The organism is Thiohalomonas denitrificans (genome assembly GCF_900102855.1).
GTDB lineage: Bacteria > Pseudomonadota > Gammaproteobacteria > Thiohalomonadales > Thiohalomonadaceae > Thiohalomonas > Thiohalomonas denitrificans.
Map to the genome: position 1 here is coordinate 1 of NZ_FMWD01000011.1, position 17,316 is coordinate 17,316.

Consider the following 17,316-nt stretch of genomic DNA (forward strand, 5'->3'; position numbering starts at 1 on the left):
GTAGGAGATTCTATGTCACGGCGCAAGCCTCGATGTGAGGTTTGGGCTGATAGGTGGTTTGGTTCTTAAGGAGCGAGAAGGCGATTCTTGCGATTTTCCTTGCGAGGATGATGAACGCCTGCGTTGGGGATAGACCGCGGTCCAAGTGGCGCTGATAGAAGCCGCGCCAAGTGGCGCTTCGGCTCGCGGTCATAGCGGCTAGGTAGAGAAGTCGGCGCAGCTCCGGGTCGCCTTGCTTGGTCAGTTTCCGTTGCCCCCGGGTCTTGCCGGAGTCCCGGACCCGCACATCAAGCCCCAGGAACGCGACGAAGGCGTCGTTGCTGCGGAAGTGACCTCGCTGGAAGGCCATGGTTAGCGCGGCGGCGCTCAGTGGTCCCACCCCCTCAATGCCTTGGCAGCGCTCCATATCCGCCTGCCATTGGTGGTGGCGAATACATTCTCGAATCCGGCGCAGGATGGCGCTGTCGAGCATCTTGAACTGTTTGGTGAGCCCTTGGGCTTCTCGCTTGAGCTCAGGTACCTCCCGCAGGCTCTGCTCCAGAGCTGATTTGGCCCGGACGAGCACGGCGCGGCGTCTGAGTAGCTGCTGGAGGGTGCGATAGCCCTTCGAGGGCGGTGTCCAGGGCCTTAGGTCAGCCCGTTCCCGGTCCAGGTACCGCCATAGCAGGCGGGCATCGGAACTGTCGGTCTTCGCGCGGCCGCCGATGCTCTGGCGATAGCGGTTCAGGCGAAAGCCATCGACCACGTACACCGTATGGCCAAGGCGGTGCGCTTGGTCCACAAGTTCCATGTGGTAGGTATTGGTGGCCTCGACGGCCAGGCAGGCCGGAGCCTGCAACTGTTTTAGCCACCCGGCTATCGACCCCGGGTCATTCTCCAGAAGGATTACCGGAGCTTCAGGATGTTCGCAGATAGCCAGCTCCGCCTTACTGACATCCACCCCCACCAGATACGGCCGTACAGGCATTGCCATGAGATGCTCCCCCGACTAATGTGAACATGCTTGTCGGGGCTCACCCTAGCGCTGGCTTGCCATTAATCGTCGGTCCATAGCCGATAGATTCCATATTGGCGATTAGGTGAGGGGCGGGACGATATCTCCTACGGTCTGTGCCTTTGGCCAGATGCGGCGTTCGTCCCTCCACCCCGACAAGCCCCTTTGTGACTTGCCGGGAACAAACATACAAGCGGCGGAAGCCGCGATAACCTCCAAGGACCCCGCTGCATATTTGGGAAACGGGCGACTCAACTGGTTACAATGTTGGCACTTTCCCATCCATTTTCATGGAGTCACTGTCGCGCAATGATCGACTGGAGCCGGATCGATACCGTCCTTCTGGATATGGACGGCACTCTCTTGGACCTGAATTTCGATACCTACTTCTGGGTGGAGTACGTGCCCAAATGTTTTGCCGAAAAGAACGGTATCAGCATCAAGCAGGCCAAGGCCGAGCTTTATCCGCGCATGCATGCGGTGGAGGGCACCATGGACTGGTACTGTATCGATTACTGGGGGCGGGAGCTGGACCTCGATATCGCGCTATTGAAACAGGAGGTCGACCACCTGATCGCCGTGCATCCCCACGTGACCCCGTTTCTCGACGGGGTACGGGGCAGCGGCCGGCGCGCGGTTCTGGTGACCAACGCCCATATGAAGAGTCTCGAACTGAAAATGGAGAAGACCCGGCTCGCCGGTCACCTGGATCATCTGGTTTGTTCCCATGATTTCGGGATGCCCAAAGAGCATCCGCAGTTCTGGGATCAGCTGCAGAGTCGCGAGTCTTTCGACCCGGCCAGGACCCTGCTGATTGACGACAGTCTGCCGGTGCTGCGATCGGCACGCGAATACGGTATCGACTGGTTATTGGCTGTTCACAAGCCCGATACCCGGCGCCCCGCCAAGGACGTGGAGGAGTTCGATGCGATCGAGAGCTTCCGGGACATCATGCCCGACACCGTCGGGACCTGAGATTTCGCGAACCTGCCCTCCGTGTCCTCTGTGGTGAATCGTCTTTAGTTGCCCCGGTTCTTTCTCTTGTCCCAGGACTTGAAGCGCTTGCGGCAGTAGGTCAGCAGGGTGTCATGATCGGGGAAGTAGAGGTCGAAACCCTTTTCGGCCGGTTCGTCATACTCACAGAAGTCATTGGAGTGCTCACGGCAGATCGTGGGGCGAGCTTCATAGATGCCGCAGCCGCCGTCGGACCGGAGATGGAGGCATGGTGTGTTGAACATCAGAAACCATCCGTCATCATCCTTGTAGACCTCCACATCCCGGTGTGAGACCTGCCACAGCAGATGCTCGAATTCGGCCTTGGAACGAGGTGTCTCGATCGCCTGGGTGACGTAGGTGCAGCATTTGGAGCCTGTGCAGAAACTGCACTTGTTCTCGGGCGTAATCTCGATTTGTTTCCTGGCCACGGCGACCCCTTCATTTCGGCCCGCGGGGCGGGCCGGTCCATTATCCCTTTGAGGGACTGCGGTGGCTACTGCGTCCCCGGTGCCGCGAACGGTCGCCGCTGCCGCGGTTCCCATCGGCTCGTTTGCCTCCCCGGCCCCCCGGTTGCTTGTCCCGCCGCGGGGCCCTTACCGGCGCCTTGGGCTCCACGAGCAGGCCTTCGCTGATCGGCTCTACCGGGATCTTGTGGCCGATATAGGCCTCGATCTCCATGAGTGAGAAGGCGTACTCCTCGCAGGCAAAGCTGATCGCCGTTCCGGCGGCCCCGGCTCGTGCGGTACGGCCGATGCGGTGCACGTAATCCTCTGCGTCCTGGGGCAGGTCGAAGTTGAACACGTGAGTGACATCCGGGATGTGCAGTCCCCGGGCCGCGACATCGGTGGCCACCAGAAAGGCGTACTCTCCGGATTCGAATTGGCCCAGCAGGCGCTGGCGCTTCTTCTGTGGAACGTCGCCGGAGAGAATGGAGGTCTTGTGCCCGTTGCCCTCCAGATAGCCCCATACGCGATCGGCGACGCGTTTGGTATTGACGAAGATGATGCTGCGCTCCGGCTTAAAGCGTTCGATCAGGCCCAGCAGCAGCGGGATTTTTTCATTCATCGCCGGGAAGTAGACCGACTCCTCGACCCGTTCGGCAGTGACCTGCTCCGGCTCCACCTCTACCTGGTGAGGGTTGTTCATATGCTCGTACGCGAGCTCGGCTACCCGGAACGAGAGCGTAGCGGAAAAGAGCAGTCCGAGGCGTTCCTCGGGATGGGGCATGCGGCGCAGCAGATAGCGGATATCCTTGATGAATCCGAGATCGAACATTCGGTCGGCTTCATCGAGTACCATCACCTGGATGGCCCTGAGGTCGAACACCTTCTGCTTGAAGTAATCGATGATGCGACCGGGCGTACCGATGAGCACATCGACGCCGTCCCGCAGCTGCTGCCGCTGCTCTTCGTAGCCGGTACCGCCGTAGATCAGACCGAGCCGGAAGCCGGTGTGGCGGCCAATCTGTTCGGCATCACGATGGATCTGGATGGCCAGCTCACGTGTCGGTGCCAGGATGATGGCGCGCGGCTGATTGGGGCGTCTCCCCTCTTTGGCCGGCTCACGAATCAGGTGGGTGAAAAGTGCGATGAGAAAGGCGGCAGTCTTGCCGGTGCCGGTCTGGGCCTGGCCCGCGACATCCTTGCCGGCCAATGCAAGCGGCAGCGTCTCGGCCTGGATTCGGGTGCATTGGGAAAAACCCGTTTCTTCGACACCCCGGAGGACGGGCTCGGGCAGATCGAAGGAACGGAACGAAACGTCTGTCAATAGCGTATCACTCATAAGTTGGGAAGAATAACAGAAACGGCCGTCTTTGGGACTTGAAATGGGGACGGTATTGGGCTCAAATGGGTTGAAAACCCACAACTAACGATATGTTCCGGCTGGGAGTCGGTCGGATTATGGAATCCGTGGCGATTCCGCAATCCGACCGATTCCTGAATCGGGCGAATTGGAGGCACGCGAAAATTGAGCGACAAAATCGTTTACGTCACCGATGATACTTTCGAGGGAGAGGTGATCGGCGCCGAGGGTGCTGTCCTCGTCGATTACTGGGCGGATTGGTGCGGCCCCTGCAAAATGATTGCGCCGGTTCTCGATGAGATTGCCGAGGAGTATGCCGGCAAGCTCAAGGTCGCCAAGCTGAATATCGACGAAAACCCGAACACGCCACCGAAATACGGTATCCGCGGGATCCCGACCTTGATGCTGTTCAAGGACGGTAGTGTGGAGGCGACCAAGGTGGGCGCCGTTTCCAAGTCGCAGCTGACGGCCTTCATCGACAGCAATCTCTGAAAATAGAAAATTTCGTCCCGTCTGGCGTATCCTGCTGGACGGGACCCGATCCGGGTGATACCCTTCCAAGGGATACGCATCTGAATTCGTACAGACAGACCGCCGTATCCGGCACTCCCCTTTCCAGAGTTGTTGGGCCATTCGGGCCTTTTCGTGTACCCGTTGATTCCTCCACACTACTCGCGCTCATGCAGTAGCTATCCACAGCCAAAACGATGAACCTGACCGAACTTAAGAGAAAACCCGCCTCGGAACTGCTTGATATTGCCAGCTCCCTCGGCGTTGAAGGCATATCCCGCTCCCGTAAAGAAGCCGTTATCTTCTCCATCCTCAAGGCCCAGGCCAAGCAGGGTGAGGATATCTACGGTGACGGGGTCCTGGAAATCCTGCAGGACGGCTTTGGCTTCCTGCGCTCGGCTGGTAGTTCCTACCTGGCCGGCCCGGATGACATCTATATCTCGCCCAGCCAGATTCGCCGCTTCAGTCTGCGCACCGGCGATACCGTCGCCGGCAAGATTCGGCCGCCCAAAGAGGGCGAACGCTATTTTGCATTGCTGAAGGTCAGCGAGATCAATTTCGAGCCGCCCGAGAATGCCAAGGGCAAGGTTCTGTTCGAGAACCTCACACCGCTTCATCCGGATGAGCGGCTCGACCTGGAACTGGGTAATGGCTCCACCGAAGATATCACCGCCAGGGTGATTGACCTGGTGGCACCGGTCGGAAAGGGGCAACGAGGCCTGATTGTCTCCCCGCCCAAGGCCGGCAAAACCATGCTCCTCCAGAACGTCGCTCAATCCATCGCCCACAATCATCCCGAGTGCTACCTTATCGTGCTGCTTATCGACGAGCGGCCTGAAGAGGTCACCGAGATGGCGCGTTCGGTACGTGGCGAGGTGGTTTCTTCCACCTTCGACGAGCCGGCCAGCCGGCATGTGCAGGTGGCGGAGATGGTGATCGAAAAGGCCAAGCGGCTGGTCGAGCACAAGAAAGACGTCATTATTCTGCTCGACTCCATTACGCGACTGGCCCGGGCCTACAACACCGTCATTCCCTCTTCCGGCAAGGTGTTGACCGGTGGTGTCGATGCCAATGCACTGCATCGTCCCAAGCGCTTCTTCGGAGCGGCGCGCAATATCGAAGAGGGTGGCTCGCTGACCATTATGGCCACCGCCCTGGTCGATACCGGGTCGCGCATGGACGATGTCATCTATGAGGAGTTCAAGGGCACCGGCAATCTCGAGATCCACCTGGACCGGAAGATTGCCGAGAGGCGGGTCTATCCTTCGATCAACATCAATCGCTCCGGTACGCGTCGTGAAGAGTTGCTTACCAGCGTCGATGAGTTGCAGAAGATGTGGATTCTCCGCAAGCTCCTGCACCCGATGGATGAGCTGGCGGCCATGGAGTTCCTCCATGACAAGCTCAAGGTCACCAAGACCAATGCCGAATTCTTCGGTTCGATGAAGGGCTGATTCGGCGGCGGCGCGAGAGTGCCGCCAAAGAGCACCACAGAGGCGCAGAGTACGGGGGACGACGGCCCGCCGTTCAGTGATTTACGTACGCAGTGAGTTACTCTGCGTCCCTGCGGTGATCATCCGATACGGTCCCGAATCAGAGATTCCGCTCCGGCTTTACTCCCCAGATCTTTTCAGCGTATTCCTGCACGGTCCGGTCGGACGAGAAGTTTCCCATCAGCGCGGTGTTGAGTACCGCCCGGCGTGCCCAGACATCCGGGTCGTGGTAGATACGGTCCACATCTTTTTGACGTTCGATGTAGGAGCGGTAGTCGGCCAGGACGAAATAGCGGTCGTGGTTGAGAAGTCCCTCGACGATAGGCTTGAAGCGGTTTGGCTCTTCCGGGGAAAAATACCCGCCGCCAATCATCTCCAGGGTCTGCCTCAATTCGGGATCGGCATTGACCCAGGACCTGGGGTCGTAGCCATTTCGGCGCAGGACTTCCAGCTCTTCGACCGTATTTCCGAAGATGAAGATGTTCTCCTCGCCGACCTCCTGCCGGATCTCGATGTTTGCACCGTCCAGCGTGCCGATGGTCAGGGCCCCGTTCAATGCCAGCTTCATGTTGCCCGTTCCCGAGGCCTCGGTTCCGGCGGTGGAGATCTGCTCGGAGAGATCGACAGCGGGAATCAGCCCGACTGCCGTGGAAACGTCATAGTTGGGAATAAACAGCACCTTGAGCCGGTCGCCAATCCGCGGGTCGTTATTGACGATATCGGCCACCGCGTGAATGAGCTCGATTTGCAGTTTGGCGATCCGGTAGCTCGGGGCGGCCTTGCCCGCGAACATCACCGAGCGGGGGACACGATCGTCCGCCTGCCCGTTGCGAATACGGTTGTAGAGTGTCACCACGTGGAGCACGTTGAGTAGCTGGCGCTTGTATTCATGGAGCCGCTTCACCTGCACATCGAACAGGGAGGTCGGGTCGACCCTCACTCCGACCCGATCCGCTAGTGAGGCAGCCACGGATTCCTTGTTTGCCCTTTTTACCTGCCGAAACGCCTCCAGAAACTCCTCGTCCTCGGCGAACGTCGCAAGTTCCGCCAGCGCCGGCAGGTCCGTGACCCAGTCATGCCCGATATAGCGGGAGATCAGACCGGAAAGGCCCGGATTCGCCTGATGCAGCCAGAGCCGGGGGGTGATCCCATTGGTGACATTGACGAACCGTTCGGGCATCAACTCGTGAAAATCCCGGAAGATCCGCTCCTTGAGCAGCTTCGTGTGGATCGCTGCCACCCCGTTGACCGTATGGCTGCCGATGATGGCCAGGTGTGCCATGCGTACCCGCTTGCCACCCTCTTCATCGATCAGGGACATTCGGCGCAAGCGGTCCACATCGCCGGGGAACTGATGCATCACCCGATTGAGGAAGCGATGGTTCACCTCATAGATGATCTGCAGGTGACGCGGCAGCAACTGCTCCAGCAGTGATACAGGCCAGGTTTCCAGGGCTTCCGGCAGCAGGGTATGGTTGGTGTAGCCAAATACGCGGGTGGTGATCTCCCATGCCGTCTCCCACTCCTGGTGGTAGCGGTCGATGAGCAGGCGCATCAGCTCCGGAATGGCGATCGACGGATGGGTGTCGTTGAGCTGAATGGCCACCTTGTCGGGCAGATCGAGCAGGGAATCATGCTGTTTGAGGAAGCGTGCAATGATGTCCTGCAGGGAAGCGCTGACGAAAAAATACTGCTGCTTCAATCGGAGTTCGCGACCCTCGGTGGTCTCGTCCGAGGGATAGAGGACCTTGGAGAGGTTCTCGGAGTCGGTTTTGTCCTCCACCGCCTTGATGTAGTTGCCTTCGTTGAAATAGCGCAGGTCGAAGTCACGGGACGCCTTGGCCGACCAGAGTCGCATATTGTTGACCGTATCCACCCCGTAGCCGGGAATGGGAGTGTCATAGGCCATCGCCATCACCTCATCGGTGTCCTGCCAATGATGGTGAACCCGTCCCCTCTCATCGTGGTACTGCACCACTTCCCCGTAGAATTCGACGGGATAGAGCACCTCCGGGCGGGGAAACTCCCACGGATTGCCATAGCGGAGCCAGTTGTCCGGGTGCTCCACCTGATGTCCGTTTTCGATTGCCTGGCGGAACATGCCGTATTCGTAACGGATACCGTAGCCGTAGCCGGGCAGACTCAGTGTCGCCATGGAATCGAGAAAGCAGGCGGCAAGCCGGCCGAGACCGCCATTGCCGAGGGCGGCGTCGAACTCCAGGTCGGCGATCGCCTCTAGGTCCAGACCCAGTTCGAGCAGCGCCTCCCTGGTTTCGTCGCAAAATCCCAGGTTCAACAGGCTGTTGATGAGGCTGCGGCCGATCAGAAACTCCAGAGAGAAGTAGTAGACCCTCTTGGTGTCCTCACGGTAGTAGGTGCGCATCGTCTCCATCCAGCGTTCGATGAGGCGGTCGCGCACGACATAGGCCGTGGCATGGAACCAGTCACGGTCGGTCGCCGTATAGTTATCCTTGCCCACCGCGTAGATCATGCGGTTGGCCAGTGACTGTTTGATGGACGCGACGTCGAGTCCCTCGTAGTCGTACTTGAAGGCCCGGTTCATGCGTCCTGAGGGCATTCGATCCATTTTTATCCCTGGGTAGAGAGGTGGAGGTGTTTCGGTTGCGGCAGCACCCGGCGGCGAATTGAACCTCGAGGGGTCATCAAAGGAATATGGTCGCCTGAGCCCCGCCAGACCCTGACGAAAAGATAGTTGATGCCCGGGATGAGTGTTTCTACGCGTTCCCGGAGGGTTGGCAGGGGCTATGGCTGGGCTACACTGTCGAGACCATCGACAGGGAAGTCGGCGACCGCTCAAGGAGGAGAGATGATCACGCCGCCGGAATACGAAGACCTGAGGGCCCTGGCCCAGCGGGACCCGGACGCCTTCGAGCGTCGGCGCCGTGAAATCATCGAGTCGGCGCTGGCACGTGTTCCCGAAGAGCGCCGCCAGCGAATGCGGCGCCTCCAGTGGCGAATCGACCAGGAACGACTCCGCTGCACAAACCCCCTCTCCGCCTGCATCACTCTCTCGCGCATGATGTGGGACTCGGTAACCGGGAACCATGGACTGCTGGATGTGCTCCATAATGGCAAACGGGTACGCGAAGATGAAACGGGTGCCACGGTTCTGCCGCTGAATCGGCATCGAATGCCGCATTCGGAGCACACCCCCGCCGAGTAGTCACCGCATACCGCTTGCCGCCGGAGCTGGGTTTTCCTATAATCGGCGGTTTCCTGCGTGCGGTGCCTGCCAAAAGGCGTGGGTAGCGGCATGCGAAACAATCCAAGGGGCTTAGTGCAATGAAGTCGGATATCCATCCTGAATATCAGGAAATCACCGTCAACTGCAGTTGCGGTAACAGTTTCAAGACCCGCTCGACCGCCAAAGAGGACCTGAACCTCGACGTCTGCTCCGCTTGCCACCCGTTCTTCACCGGCAAACAGAAGATGGTCGATACCGGCGGTCGTGTGGACAAGTTCCGTCAGAAGTACGGAATCAAAAAATAAGACCTCCCATGCCCCGCATGAGGGTGGTAAAAGGGGCGTACCGAGAGGGCGCCCCTTTTTTGTGCCTGTTCCGGGCCGCCGGCTCCTGGCGGATTGAAAAAACCGCGGAGAAGTTATGAGATGAGCCTCTTTCGACGTCTGGCCGCTGTTATCGGCATGGCGGTGGTCGCTGCCACGGCCGGTTGCGCGGTCAATCCGGTCAGCGGCCAGAGCGAACTTTCCCTGCTCAGCGAGCAGCAGGAGATCACCATCGGTCGTCAGGAGCACCCGAAGATCATCGAGGCCTACGGCGCATACGATGATCCGGAACTCCAGGCCTATGTACAACGCATCGGTGAGAGGCTGGCGGCCAGGAGCCACCGTTCGGATCTGATCTACCGATTTACGGTTCTCGATAGCAGTGAGGTCAATGCGTTTGCCCTGCCGGGTGGCTATATCTACATCACCCGCGGTCTCCTCGCCTACCTGAATTCCGAGGATGAACTGGCGGCGGTTCTGGGCCACGAAATCGGTCACGTGACGGCGCGCCACAGCGTACGCCAGATTAGCGCCTCCACTGCTGCCAATCTGGGTTTTACCCTGGGCGCCCTGCTGGTGCCGGAGTTGCAGAACCGCGGCGTCAGCGACCTGTTCAGCACCCTGAGTACCGCACTGTTGCGGGGGTACGGGAGAGAGCACGAGCTGGAAGCGGATCGGCTGGGGGCGCAATACCTGGCCGGAACCGGGCGTGACCCCGAGGCCATGCTGGATGTGGTGGGCGTGCTGAAGAATCAGGAGCAATTCGAAATCCAGCTTGCCAAAGAAGAGAATCGGGAGCCGCGCGTCTATCACGGTGTGTTTGCCACCCATCCCGACAACGATGAACGCCTCAAAACGGTGGTACGCCAGGCCGAGGCGCTGCCGGGTGGACAGGCAACAGCGCCCAGGGGGCCGTTCCTGCGCCGCCTGGATGGCCTGGTATTCGGGGAAAGCGCCTCCGAGGGAACCCTGCGCGGTAATGCCTTCTACCATCGGGATCTCGATATCGCCCTGCAATTTCCGGAGGGGTGGAGGGTCGAGAACCGACCTGACCGGCTGGTCGCCATCTCTCCGGATCGGTCCGCGGCTCTTCAGGTCACCGTGGCGGATCGCAACAAACGCATCTCCCCGGAGCGTTTTTTGCGGGATCGACTGAAACTCGATGATCTTCAGGGCGGCGAACCCCTGAGGGTCGACGGGCTGGACGGCTATACCGGCGTCGCTTCGGCTGGCGCTGGTGCGGACGTGCGAAACGCCCGCGTGGCGGTTCTCTACAAAGGGTCGCAGGCCTTTGTCTTTCTGGGGACTCCGCAAAAGGCCGACGGGCTCAAGGCCCATGATGATGCCATGATGCGGAGCATTCGTACTTTTCACGCCCTTAGTGAGGAAGAGCGGGACCTGGCCGAGCCGCTGAGACTCGCGATCATCGAAGCCCGAGACGGCACCACCTTCCGGGAGCTGGCCGCCGAATCCCGGATTCACCACCATGCGGAAGAGCAACTACGGCTGCTGAATGCCCGCTACCCTCGCGGCGAACCGATCCCCGGGGAGCGGTTGAAGACCGTTCAATGAATAACAACCAACCGGCAATATCATGACCCGAAACTGGACCGAAGAAGAGCAACAGGCACTCGACTATCATGCACAGCCCGTTCCGGGGAAGATCGCCACGGCCGTCACCAAGCCCTGTGAAACCCAGCGGGAGCTGAGTCTGGCCTATACCCCGGGTGTTGCCGTTCCGGTGCGGGCCATTGCCGAAGAGCCGCTGGATGCCTATCGCTATACCAACAAGGGCAATCTGGTGGCCGTGGTGACCGACGGTACCGCAGTGCTGGGCCTTGGCAACACCGGGGCGCTTGCCAGCAAACCCGTCATGGAGGGCAAGGGGGTACTGTTCAAGACCTTTGCCGGGATCGATGTGTTCGATATCGAGATCGATGCGGACTCCCCCGATGCAATCGTGGATACGGTGGCGGCGATTGCGCCCACTTTCGGGGGTATCAATCTGGAGGACATCGCCGCTCCGCACTGCTTCGAGGTGGAGCGAAAGCTGAAGGAGCGCATCGATATTCCCGTGTTCCACGATGACCAGCACGGGACCGCCATCATTATCGCCGCCGGGCTGCTGAATGCGCTGGATATCCAGGGGAAATCGATCCACGCGACGCAAATCACCTGTCTCGGGGCGGGTGCCGCCGGCATCGCCTCGATGGAATTGCTGGTGGCGCTCGGTGCCCGGCGTGAAAACATCATGCTGGTGGATCGAAGGGGCATTGTGCATACCGGGCGTGATGACCTCAACGCCTACAAGCGCGAGTTTGCGGTCGAGACCGGACGGCGCACCCTGGCGGATGCCATGGCGGGCGCTGATGTGTTCATCGGAGTGTCGGGACCGGACCTGGTCGATGCCGGAATGCTCGCGAGTATGGCGCCCCGGCCGGTCGTCTTTGCGCTCTCGAATCCGGTGCCCGAAGTCCGCCCCGAGCTGGCCCGCGAGACGCGAAATGACCTCATCATGGCGACAGGTCGCAGCGACTACCCGAATCAGGTCAACAATGTGTTGGGCTTTCCCTTCATCTTCCGGGGTGCGCTTGATGTCGGGGCCCGGGCCATCAATACTGAGATGGCGATCGCGGCGGTGCATGCGCTCAAGGCACTGGCCCACGAGCCGGTGCCCGACAGCGTACTGGAGGCCTACGAGCAGGAAACGATGAAGTTCGGGCCGGACTACATCATTCCCAAACCTTTTGATCCGCGACTAATCGAAAACGTGCCCCCTGCCGTCGCCCGCGCTGCCATCGACACCGGCGTCGCCCGCTACGGCTGGCCCGCGCACTACCCGCAGCAGTAGGGCCTGGCACCCGTAGGACGGCCTTCAGCCGTCAGACTGGAACGACGGCCTAAAGGCCGACCTACCGTTTTTTTCCGGAGGCGTGCGGGCTAACCGCGCTCTTCCTGAAGCAGCGCCTCCACCTCGTGGCGATTGGCCCGGCGCATCGGCCGGCCATCCACCGGGCTGAGCGGGGCCTGACGCTGGCCCTTTACCGGAAACACGGTCATTTCGACGACGATGTCGTCCGCGAGGATCCGGTACATGGGAAAGGTTTCCTGCTTTTCGGGCTCGAGACGAACGCGGCGTTCGTCGTGTTCGAACGGGATACCGCGATCGCCAAGAAAGAAGTCCACCTGTTCCGGGGTATCGGAAAACAGGTGAAGGTAGATCGGCGAGTGATCGTCGGCCGTGCCGGCGAGCACCGGTCCTACCAGTCGGGGTGAAAACGTCCCGAGCATCTTCATGGCCCCGACCGCTGCTTCCCGTAGTTCCCTCAACCGCTGAGGCTGGCTCTCCGGCTGGAAGATCGAGAGGTATTCCGCCCGTGCCTGTTCGATCTCCCGGTTGGTGGGCAGATTCCGGGTCTGGCTCAGGCCGAGTCGTTCAGCCGCCTTGCGCTTGGCCATCGCAAAATCGCGTATGCCACCTTCGATCATGAAGCGGGCCGCTTCCTGGGCCAACTGCTGGCGTACCTGCGCTTCCCGCCTGGGGGACTGTTTCGGCATGGTGAGATAGTTCTGGAACGGTCTTTGTGTGGGTACAAACGATCATAGGGCACGGGTGGACTTGAGTCCCACAGGGCTGCGGCTGTGTGCCGTTGTCGATCGCGGGTCGACAACGGACACTCGGACTCCGGTATTCCCGTGCCTTAAAACAACTGCTCCGTCACCGTACTGCCACCCCCGGAGGTTTCAGTGCCAGTGGCTACCGGCTCGGTTTTCTGCTCGGGTACATATTCGCTACGGAAGGTCTCGAACATCGCATCCGGAGTGCCGCTGCGCGCCAGCAGTCCGGTCTCGGGGTCGATACGGACGCTCACAAGACCTGGTGGCTGCTCGAGTTTGTGCTCGCTTCGACCGTCCAGGGCCACCGCCATGTATTTGATCCACATCGGAAGTGCGGCACGGGAGCCGGTTTCGTACCGCCCCATGGATCGCGGGGTATCAAAGCCCACCCAGGTGGTGGTCACCACGTCCCGGTTGAACCCGGAAAACCAGGCGTCGAGCTGTTCATTGGTCGTGCCGGTCTTTCCGGCGAGGTCGCGCCGGCCCAGCGTGAGTGCCTTCTGGCCGGTGCCGCGCCGAATCACGTCCTGCAGCATCGAGGTTACCAGATAGACGTTGCGGAGGTCGACGCTGCGGGGCGCCAGATGCGGTTCACGCAGGAAATCGGCCAGGGGATCCGTTGCTGTTACGAACACCTTCGGTTCGATTTCCGGCTCTGGCGGCTGCTCCGCCTCTTCCTCCCCTTCTTGTTCGCAGGGGAGGCACGCCCTTGCCGGATCAGCCTTGAACAGCAGGTTCCCCTTGGCATCTTCGATGCGCTGAATGAAGTAAGGTTTCACCTGAAAACCGCCGTTGGCCAGAACCGCATAGCCCCGTGCGAGTACCCACGGGGTCATTGCGGAGCTTCCTAGCGCCATGGAGAGATCGCGGTTCAGACTTTTCGGATCGAAACCGAATTTCGCTACATGATCCAGGGCGCTGGGGACTCCCATCGAACGGAGCAAACGGATCGATACCAGGTTACGGGAGCGCACCAGGGCCTCCCGCAAGCGGGTAGGTCCGAAGAAGCGCCCGCTGTAATTCTGGGGTCGCCACTCCGTCTCCAGCGCCTGGTCCGCGAATACTACCGGCGCGTCGTTGATCACGCTCGCCGGAGTAAAGCCGTTGGCTAGCGCCGCGGAGTAGATGAAGGGCTTGAAGTTGGAGCCCGGCTGCCGTTCAGCCTGGATCGCTCGATTGAATTTGCTTTGATAGTAGTCGAAGCCGCCAACCACGGACAGTACTGCCCCGTCATCCGGTCGCAGCGAGACGAGCGCCCCCGACACCTCGGGTACCTCGGCCAGTAGCCACTGCTCTTCCCCTGCAGGTTCAAGCCGAACGATGTCGCCGACGTTGAGAATATCTGCCGCTTTTTTCGGCTCGGGTCCGACGCGGAAATCATCAATATACGGACGGGCCCAGGCCATCGCTTCCCAGTCGAGTTCCACCGGCTCCTCTTCACCACGCAAGTACACTTTAGCGGAGGTTTCACCAACATCGACGACGATTCCGGGCTGCAGGTTGCCGATGCTCGACCGATCTTTCAGCGCCGCTTTCCATGCCTCCGGACCGGCGTCCTGTTCCAGCACGACGTGCGCTTCCGGTCCCCGATAGCCGTGGCGGCGGTGATACTCCAGGAGTGCCTCCCGCAACGCCTGGTTGGCCCCGGTCTGCAGGCGGGCCTCTACCGTCGTATAGACCCGGTACCCGGCAGTGTAGGCTGCGGGGCCGAAGTGTTTGACCATTTCGGCCCTGACCATCTCGGCCAGGAAGGGGGCTTCCATTTGGTTGGATGAGGCATGCAGATGGGCAATGGCGGGTGTCTGTAGATACTCCTCATACTCGTCGCGGGATATGAAATCGAGTTCGTGCATCCGGCGCAGTACATAATCCCGACGCTCCATCGCCCGCTCGGGATTCACCACCGGATTGAACCGCGACGGGGCTTTCGGCAGTCCTGCAATCATCGCCAGTTCGGGGACTCCAAGCTCGTTGATCTCCTTGCCGTAGTAGACTTGCGCCGCGGCCGCCACGCCGTACGAGCGCTTGCCCAGATAGATCTTGTTGAGGTATAGCTCCAGTATTTCCGGTTTGGTCAGTTGCCGTTCGATCGTGAGGGCAAGGAAGATCTCGCGAACCTTGCGCAGGTAGGTTTTTTCACTGCTGAGGAAAAAGTTGCGGGCTACCTGCATGGTAATGGTACTGCCGCCCTGACCCTTTGATCCGGTACGGATGAGATGCACCACTGCCCGAATGATGCCCTGGTAATCAACGCCCGGGTGCTCGAAGAAGCGATCATCTTCGGCTGCAAGCACCGCCTGCACCATGGCCGTGGGGATCTGCTCGTAATCCAGTGGGGTGCGTCGCATCTCCCCGTATTCGGCGATAAGCTCGCCTTCGCGGGAGTAGATCCGCAACGGCACCTGCAGCTGCACATCCTTGAGCTTCTCGATGGAGGGGAGTTCGGGAGCGACGTAGAGATAGGCGCCAACCACCGCCCCGGCGCCCAGAACACCCAGGATGAATACCGTGAGCAGGCCACGGCGGATCAAGCGAAGAAAAAATTTCATGTTTTGGACTTGAGAACTGGTTCAACGGCATTTCAGGGGCAAAACAGTATAAAGGTTTCGTTGGCGGCTAACTATGAACCCATGTCACGTTTTGCCTGTTGACCGCTAGTTGTGACTGGTATTTAATGTAGTCGTCTAAATTTTGCGCGTAAGCACGGGTACTTAAAGGAAAAATGATCCAGCTGCCGAGATTTTTGGCTCGGAGCACGCCCCGGGTCCTGGGACTTGATATTAGCACCACTGCTATCAAGTTGCTGGAGCTGAGTAGAAGCGGTGACTCCTATCGAGTTGAAAATTATGCCGTGGAGCCGTTGCCACCCAATTCGGTCATCGAGAAGAATATCTCGGATGTCGAGGGCGTCGGTGAAGCCATCAAGCGTGCCGTAAAGCGATCCGGTAGCCGGTTGAAGTTTGCGGCGGCGGCGGTGGCCGGTTCTGCCGTCATTACGAAAGTCATTTCGATGCCCGCTTCGCTTTCCGAGGATGAGCTGGAGAGCCAAATCGAAGTTGAGGCCGACCAGTACATCCCCTTTCCCCTGGACGAAGTCAATCTGGACTTCGAGGTGCTCGGACCCTCCGAAGATGATCCCGAACGCGTAGATGTGCTGCTCGCTGCCTCGCGCACCGAGAATGTCGAAGTGCGGGTCGACGCCATCGAGCTAGCCGGGATTCAGCCGAAGGTCATCGATGTCGAGGCGTATGCCATGGAAAATGCCTTCGGTCTGATCGGCAGTCAGCTCCCAGACCACGGTCTCGACAAGACCATAGCGGTGGTGGACATCGGCGCCACCATGACCACCCTCAATGTGCTCTACGACCTGAAGACGATCTACACCCGTGAACAGGTGTTCGGCGGCAAGCAGCTGACGGAAGAGATCCAGCGGCGGTATGGCCTCTCCTACGAAGAGGCCGGCATGGCGAAGCGCCAGGGCGGGCTGCCGGACAACTACGTGCCCGAGGTCCTGGAACCCTTCAAGGAAGCCATGGCCCAGCAGGTGAGTCGCTCGCTACAGTTCTTCTTCTCGTCCAGTCAGTACAGCGGCGTGGATCACATTGTGCTGGCCGGGGGCAGTTCCTCCATACCCGGCGTGGACTCACTGATTGAGGAAAAAATCGGCGTTCCCACCTCCATCGCCAATCCTTTCGCCAGCATGAGTATCGCGCCGAGAATCAAGGCTCAGGTGTTAAAGAATGACGCTCCGGCCTTGATGATCGCCTGCGGTCTTGCGCTGAGGAGCTTCGACTGATGGCACGCATCAACCTGTTACCGTGGCGCGAAGAACGGCGCAACGAGAAGAAGCGCGAATTCGGGGTCGCTGCTGCCGGCTCGGTTTTGCTGATGGGCGGCATTGTGCTTCTCGCGCACATACAGATTAACGGCATGATCGGCTATCAGGAGTCGCGCAACCGCTATATCCAGGAAGAAATCAAACAAGTCGAATCCAAGATCAGGGAAATCCGGGATATCGAGAAGCAGAAGGCGCAGCTCATCGCGCGCATGCGCGTCATTGAGCGGTTGCAGCGAAACCGTCCCGAAGTCGTCCACCTTTTTCAGGAACTGGTGGAACGCATACCTGAAGGGGTGCAGCTGAGCCAATTGAGCCAAAGTGGTTCGGCCATTACCCTGAAAGGTCAGACACAATCCAATGCGCGGGTCTCCTCTTTCATGCGGGCGCTGGACAGTTCGGACTGGTTTACCAAACCGCAACTGGATGTGATCCAGTCCAGCTCCAGGGGTGGCGACCGTACGCGTTCCTTCACGTTGCGGATTCAGCAGGCCAATCCTGCCGGCGGATCCGGGAATGGAGAGAAGGGGTAAGGGGCG

15 protein-coding genes are annotated in these 17,316 nt (G+C 59.9%); 9 read left to right on the forward strand and 6 right to left on the reverse strand.

Annotation, left to right across the window (positions count from 1 at the left end; translation table 11 throughout):
• Positions 1 to 10: 10 nt before the first annotated feature.
• Positions 11 to 973 carry an IS110 family RNA-guided transposase gene (locus BLP65_RS14385; protein ID WP_092992258.1) on the reverse strand — a complete coding sequence of 321 codons (963 nt, stop codon included), beginning with the start codon at positions 971 to 973 and terminating at the stop codon, positions 11 to 13.
• A gap of 330 nt (positions 974 to 1,303) precedes the next feature.
• Here BLP65_RS14385 and yrfG point away from each other — a divergent pair, with 330 nt between their 5' ends.
• Complete coding sequence (gene yrfG / locus BLP65_RS14395) at positions 1,304 to 1,969, forward strand: GMP/IMP nucleotidase (protein WP_092998620.1); 666 nt, start codon at positions 1,304 to 1,306, stop codon at positions 1,967 to 1,969.
• Between the two features lie 44 nt (positions 1,970 to 2,013).
• On the opposite strand, the gene BLP65_RS14400 is transcribed toward yrfG, so the two are convergent.
• Together BLP65_RS14400 and rhlB are read right to left on the reverse strand one after the other, a co-directional pair.
• Entirely contained in the window at positions 2,014 to 2,418 is a 405-nt protein-coding gene (locus BLP65_RS14400) for a YkgJ family cysteine cluster protein (protein ID WP_245688354.1), read from the reverse strand.
• Positions 2,419 to 2,458: 40 nt separating this feature from the next.
• On the reverse strand, positions 2,459 to 3,772 hold the full coding sequence (gene rhlB / locus BLP65_RS14405; protein ID WP_092998749.1) for an ATP-dependent RNA helicase RhlB: 1,314 nt from the start codon (positions 3,770 to 3,772) through the stop codon (positions 2,459 to 2,461).
• Positions 3,773 to 3,958: 186 nt separating this feature from the next.
• On the opposite strand from rhlB, the gene trxA reads away from it, so the two are divergent.
• Together trxA and rho are read left to right on the forward strand one after the other, a co-directional pair.
• Positions 3,959 to 4,285 (forward strand): thioredoxin TrxA, encoded by a 327-nt coding sequence (gene trxA / locus BLP65_RS14410; RefSeq protein WP_092998624.1) that lies wholly within the window; start codon positions 3,959 to 3,961, stop codon positions 4,283 to 4,285.
• Positions 4,286 to 4,500: 215 nt separating this feature from the next.
• The gene (gene rho / locus BLP65_RS14415) at positions 4,501 to 5,757 is read left to right on the forward strand and encodes a transcription termination factor Rho (RefSeq protein ID WP_092998626.1); all 1,257 of its coding nucleotides are present in this window, start codon (positions 4,501 to 4,503) and stop codon (positions 5,755 to 5,757) included.
• Positions 5,758 to 5,896: 139 nt separating this feature from the next.
• On the opposite strand, the gene BLP65_RS14420 is transcribed toward rho, so the two are convergent.
• Positions 5,897 to 8,374, reverse strand: a complete 2,478-nt coding sequence (locus tag BLP65_RS14420; protein ID WP_399352246.1) for a glycogen/starch/alpha-glucan phosphorylase — start codon at positions 8,372 to 8,374, stop codon at positions 5,897 to 5,899.
• Between the two features lie 249 nt (positions 8,375 to 8,623).
• On the opposite strand from BLP65_RS14420, the gene BLP65_RS14425 reads away from it, so the two are divergent.
• From BLP65_RS14425 to BLP65_RS14440, 4 genes are all read left to right on the forward strand, one after another.
• Positions 8,624 to 8,980 carry a DUF3135 domain-containing protein gene (locus BLP65_RS14425; RefSeq protein WP_175452598.1) on the forward strand — a complete coding sequence of 119 codons (357 nt, stop codon included), beginning with the start codon at positions 8,624 to 8,626 and terminating at the stop codon, positions 8,978 to 8,980.
• 119 nt (positions 8,981 to 9,099) lie between these two features.
• Positions 9,100 to 9,306: a 50S ribosomal protein L31 gene (gene rpmE, locus BLP65_RS14430; protein ID WP_092998632.1), complete on the forward strand. Its 207-nt coding sequence runs from the start codon at positions 9,100 to 9,102 to the stop codon at positions 9,304 to 9,306.
• Positions 9,307 to 9,426: 120 nt separating this feature from the next.
• On the forward strand, positions 9,427 to 10,896 hold the full coding sequence (locus BLP65_RS14435; RefSeq protein ID WP_217632010.1) for a M48 family metalloprotease: 1,470 nt from the start codon (positions 9,427 to 9,429) through the stop codon (positions 10,894 to 10,896).
• Positions 10,897 to 10,918: 22 nt separating this feature from the next.
• Positions 10,919 to 12,175, forward strand: a complete 1,257-nt coding sequence (locus BLP65_RS14440; RefSeq protein ID WP_092998635.1) for a malic enzyme-like NAD(P)-binding protein — start codon at positions 10,919 to 10,921, stop codon at positions 12,173 to 12,175.
• An 89-nt stretch (positions 12,176 to 12,264) separates the two neighbouring features.
• On the opposite strand, the gene BLP65_RS14445 is transcribed toward BLP65_RS14440, so the two are convergent.
• Both BLP65_RS14445 and BLP65_RS14450 read right to left on the reverse strand, forming a co-directional pair.
• Positions 12,265 to 12,882: a hypothetical protein gene (locus BLP65_RS14445; RefSeq protein ID WP_092998637.1), complete on the reverse strand. Its 618-nt coding sequence runs from the start codon at positions 12,880 to 12,882 to the stop codon at positions 12,265 to 12,267.
• Positions 12,883 to 13,025: 143 nt separating this feature from the next.
• Positions 13,026 to 15,491, reverse strand: coding sequence for a penicillin-binding protein 1A (locus BLP65_RS14450; protein WP_092998639.1), 2,466 nt, complete (start codon positions 15,489 to 15,491; stop codon positions 13,026 to 13,028).
• Between the two features lie 173 nt (positions 15,492 to 15,664).
• On the opposite strand from BLP65_RS14450, the gene BLP65_RS14455 reads away from it, so the two are divergent.
• Together BLP65_RS14455 and BLP65_RS14460 are read left to right on the forward strand one after the other, a co-directional pair.
• Positions 15,665 to 16,738, forward strand: a complete 1,074-nt coding sequence (locus BLP65_RS14455) for a pilus assembly protein PilM (RefSeq protein WP_092998641.1) — start codon at positions 15,665 to 15,667, stop codon at positions 16,736 to 16,738.
• Positions 16,738 to 17,310, forward strand: a complete 573-nt coding sequence (locus BLP65_RS14460) for a PilN domain-containing protein (protein WP_092998643.1) — start codon at positions 16,738 to 16,740, stop codon at positions 17,308 to 17,310. Before BLP65_RS14455 ends, BLP65_RS14460 begins: the two co-directional genes overlap by 1 nt.
• The last annotated feature ends 6 nt before the right edge of the window (positions 17,311 to 17,316 follow it).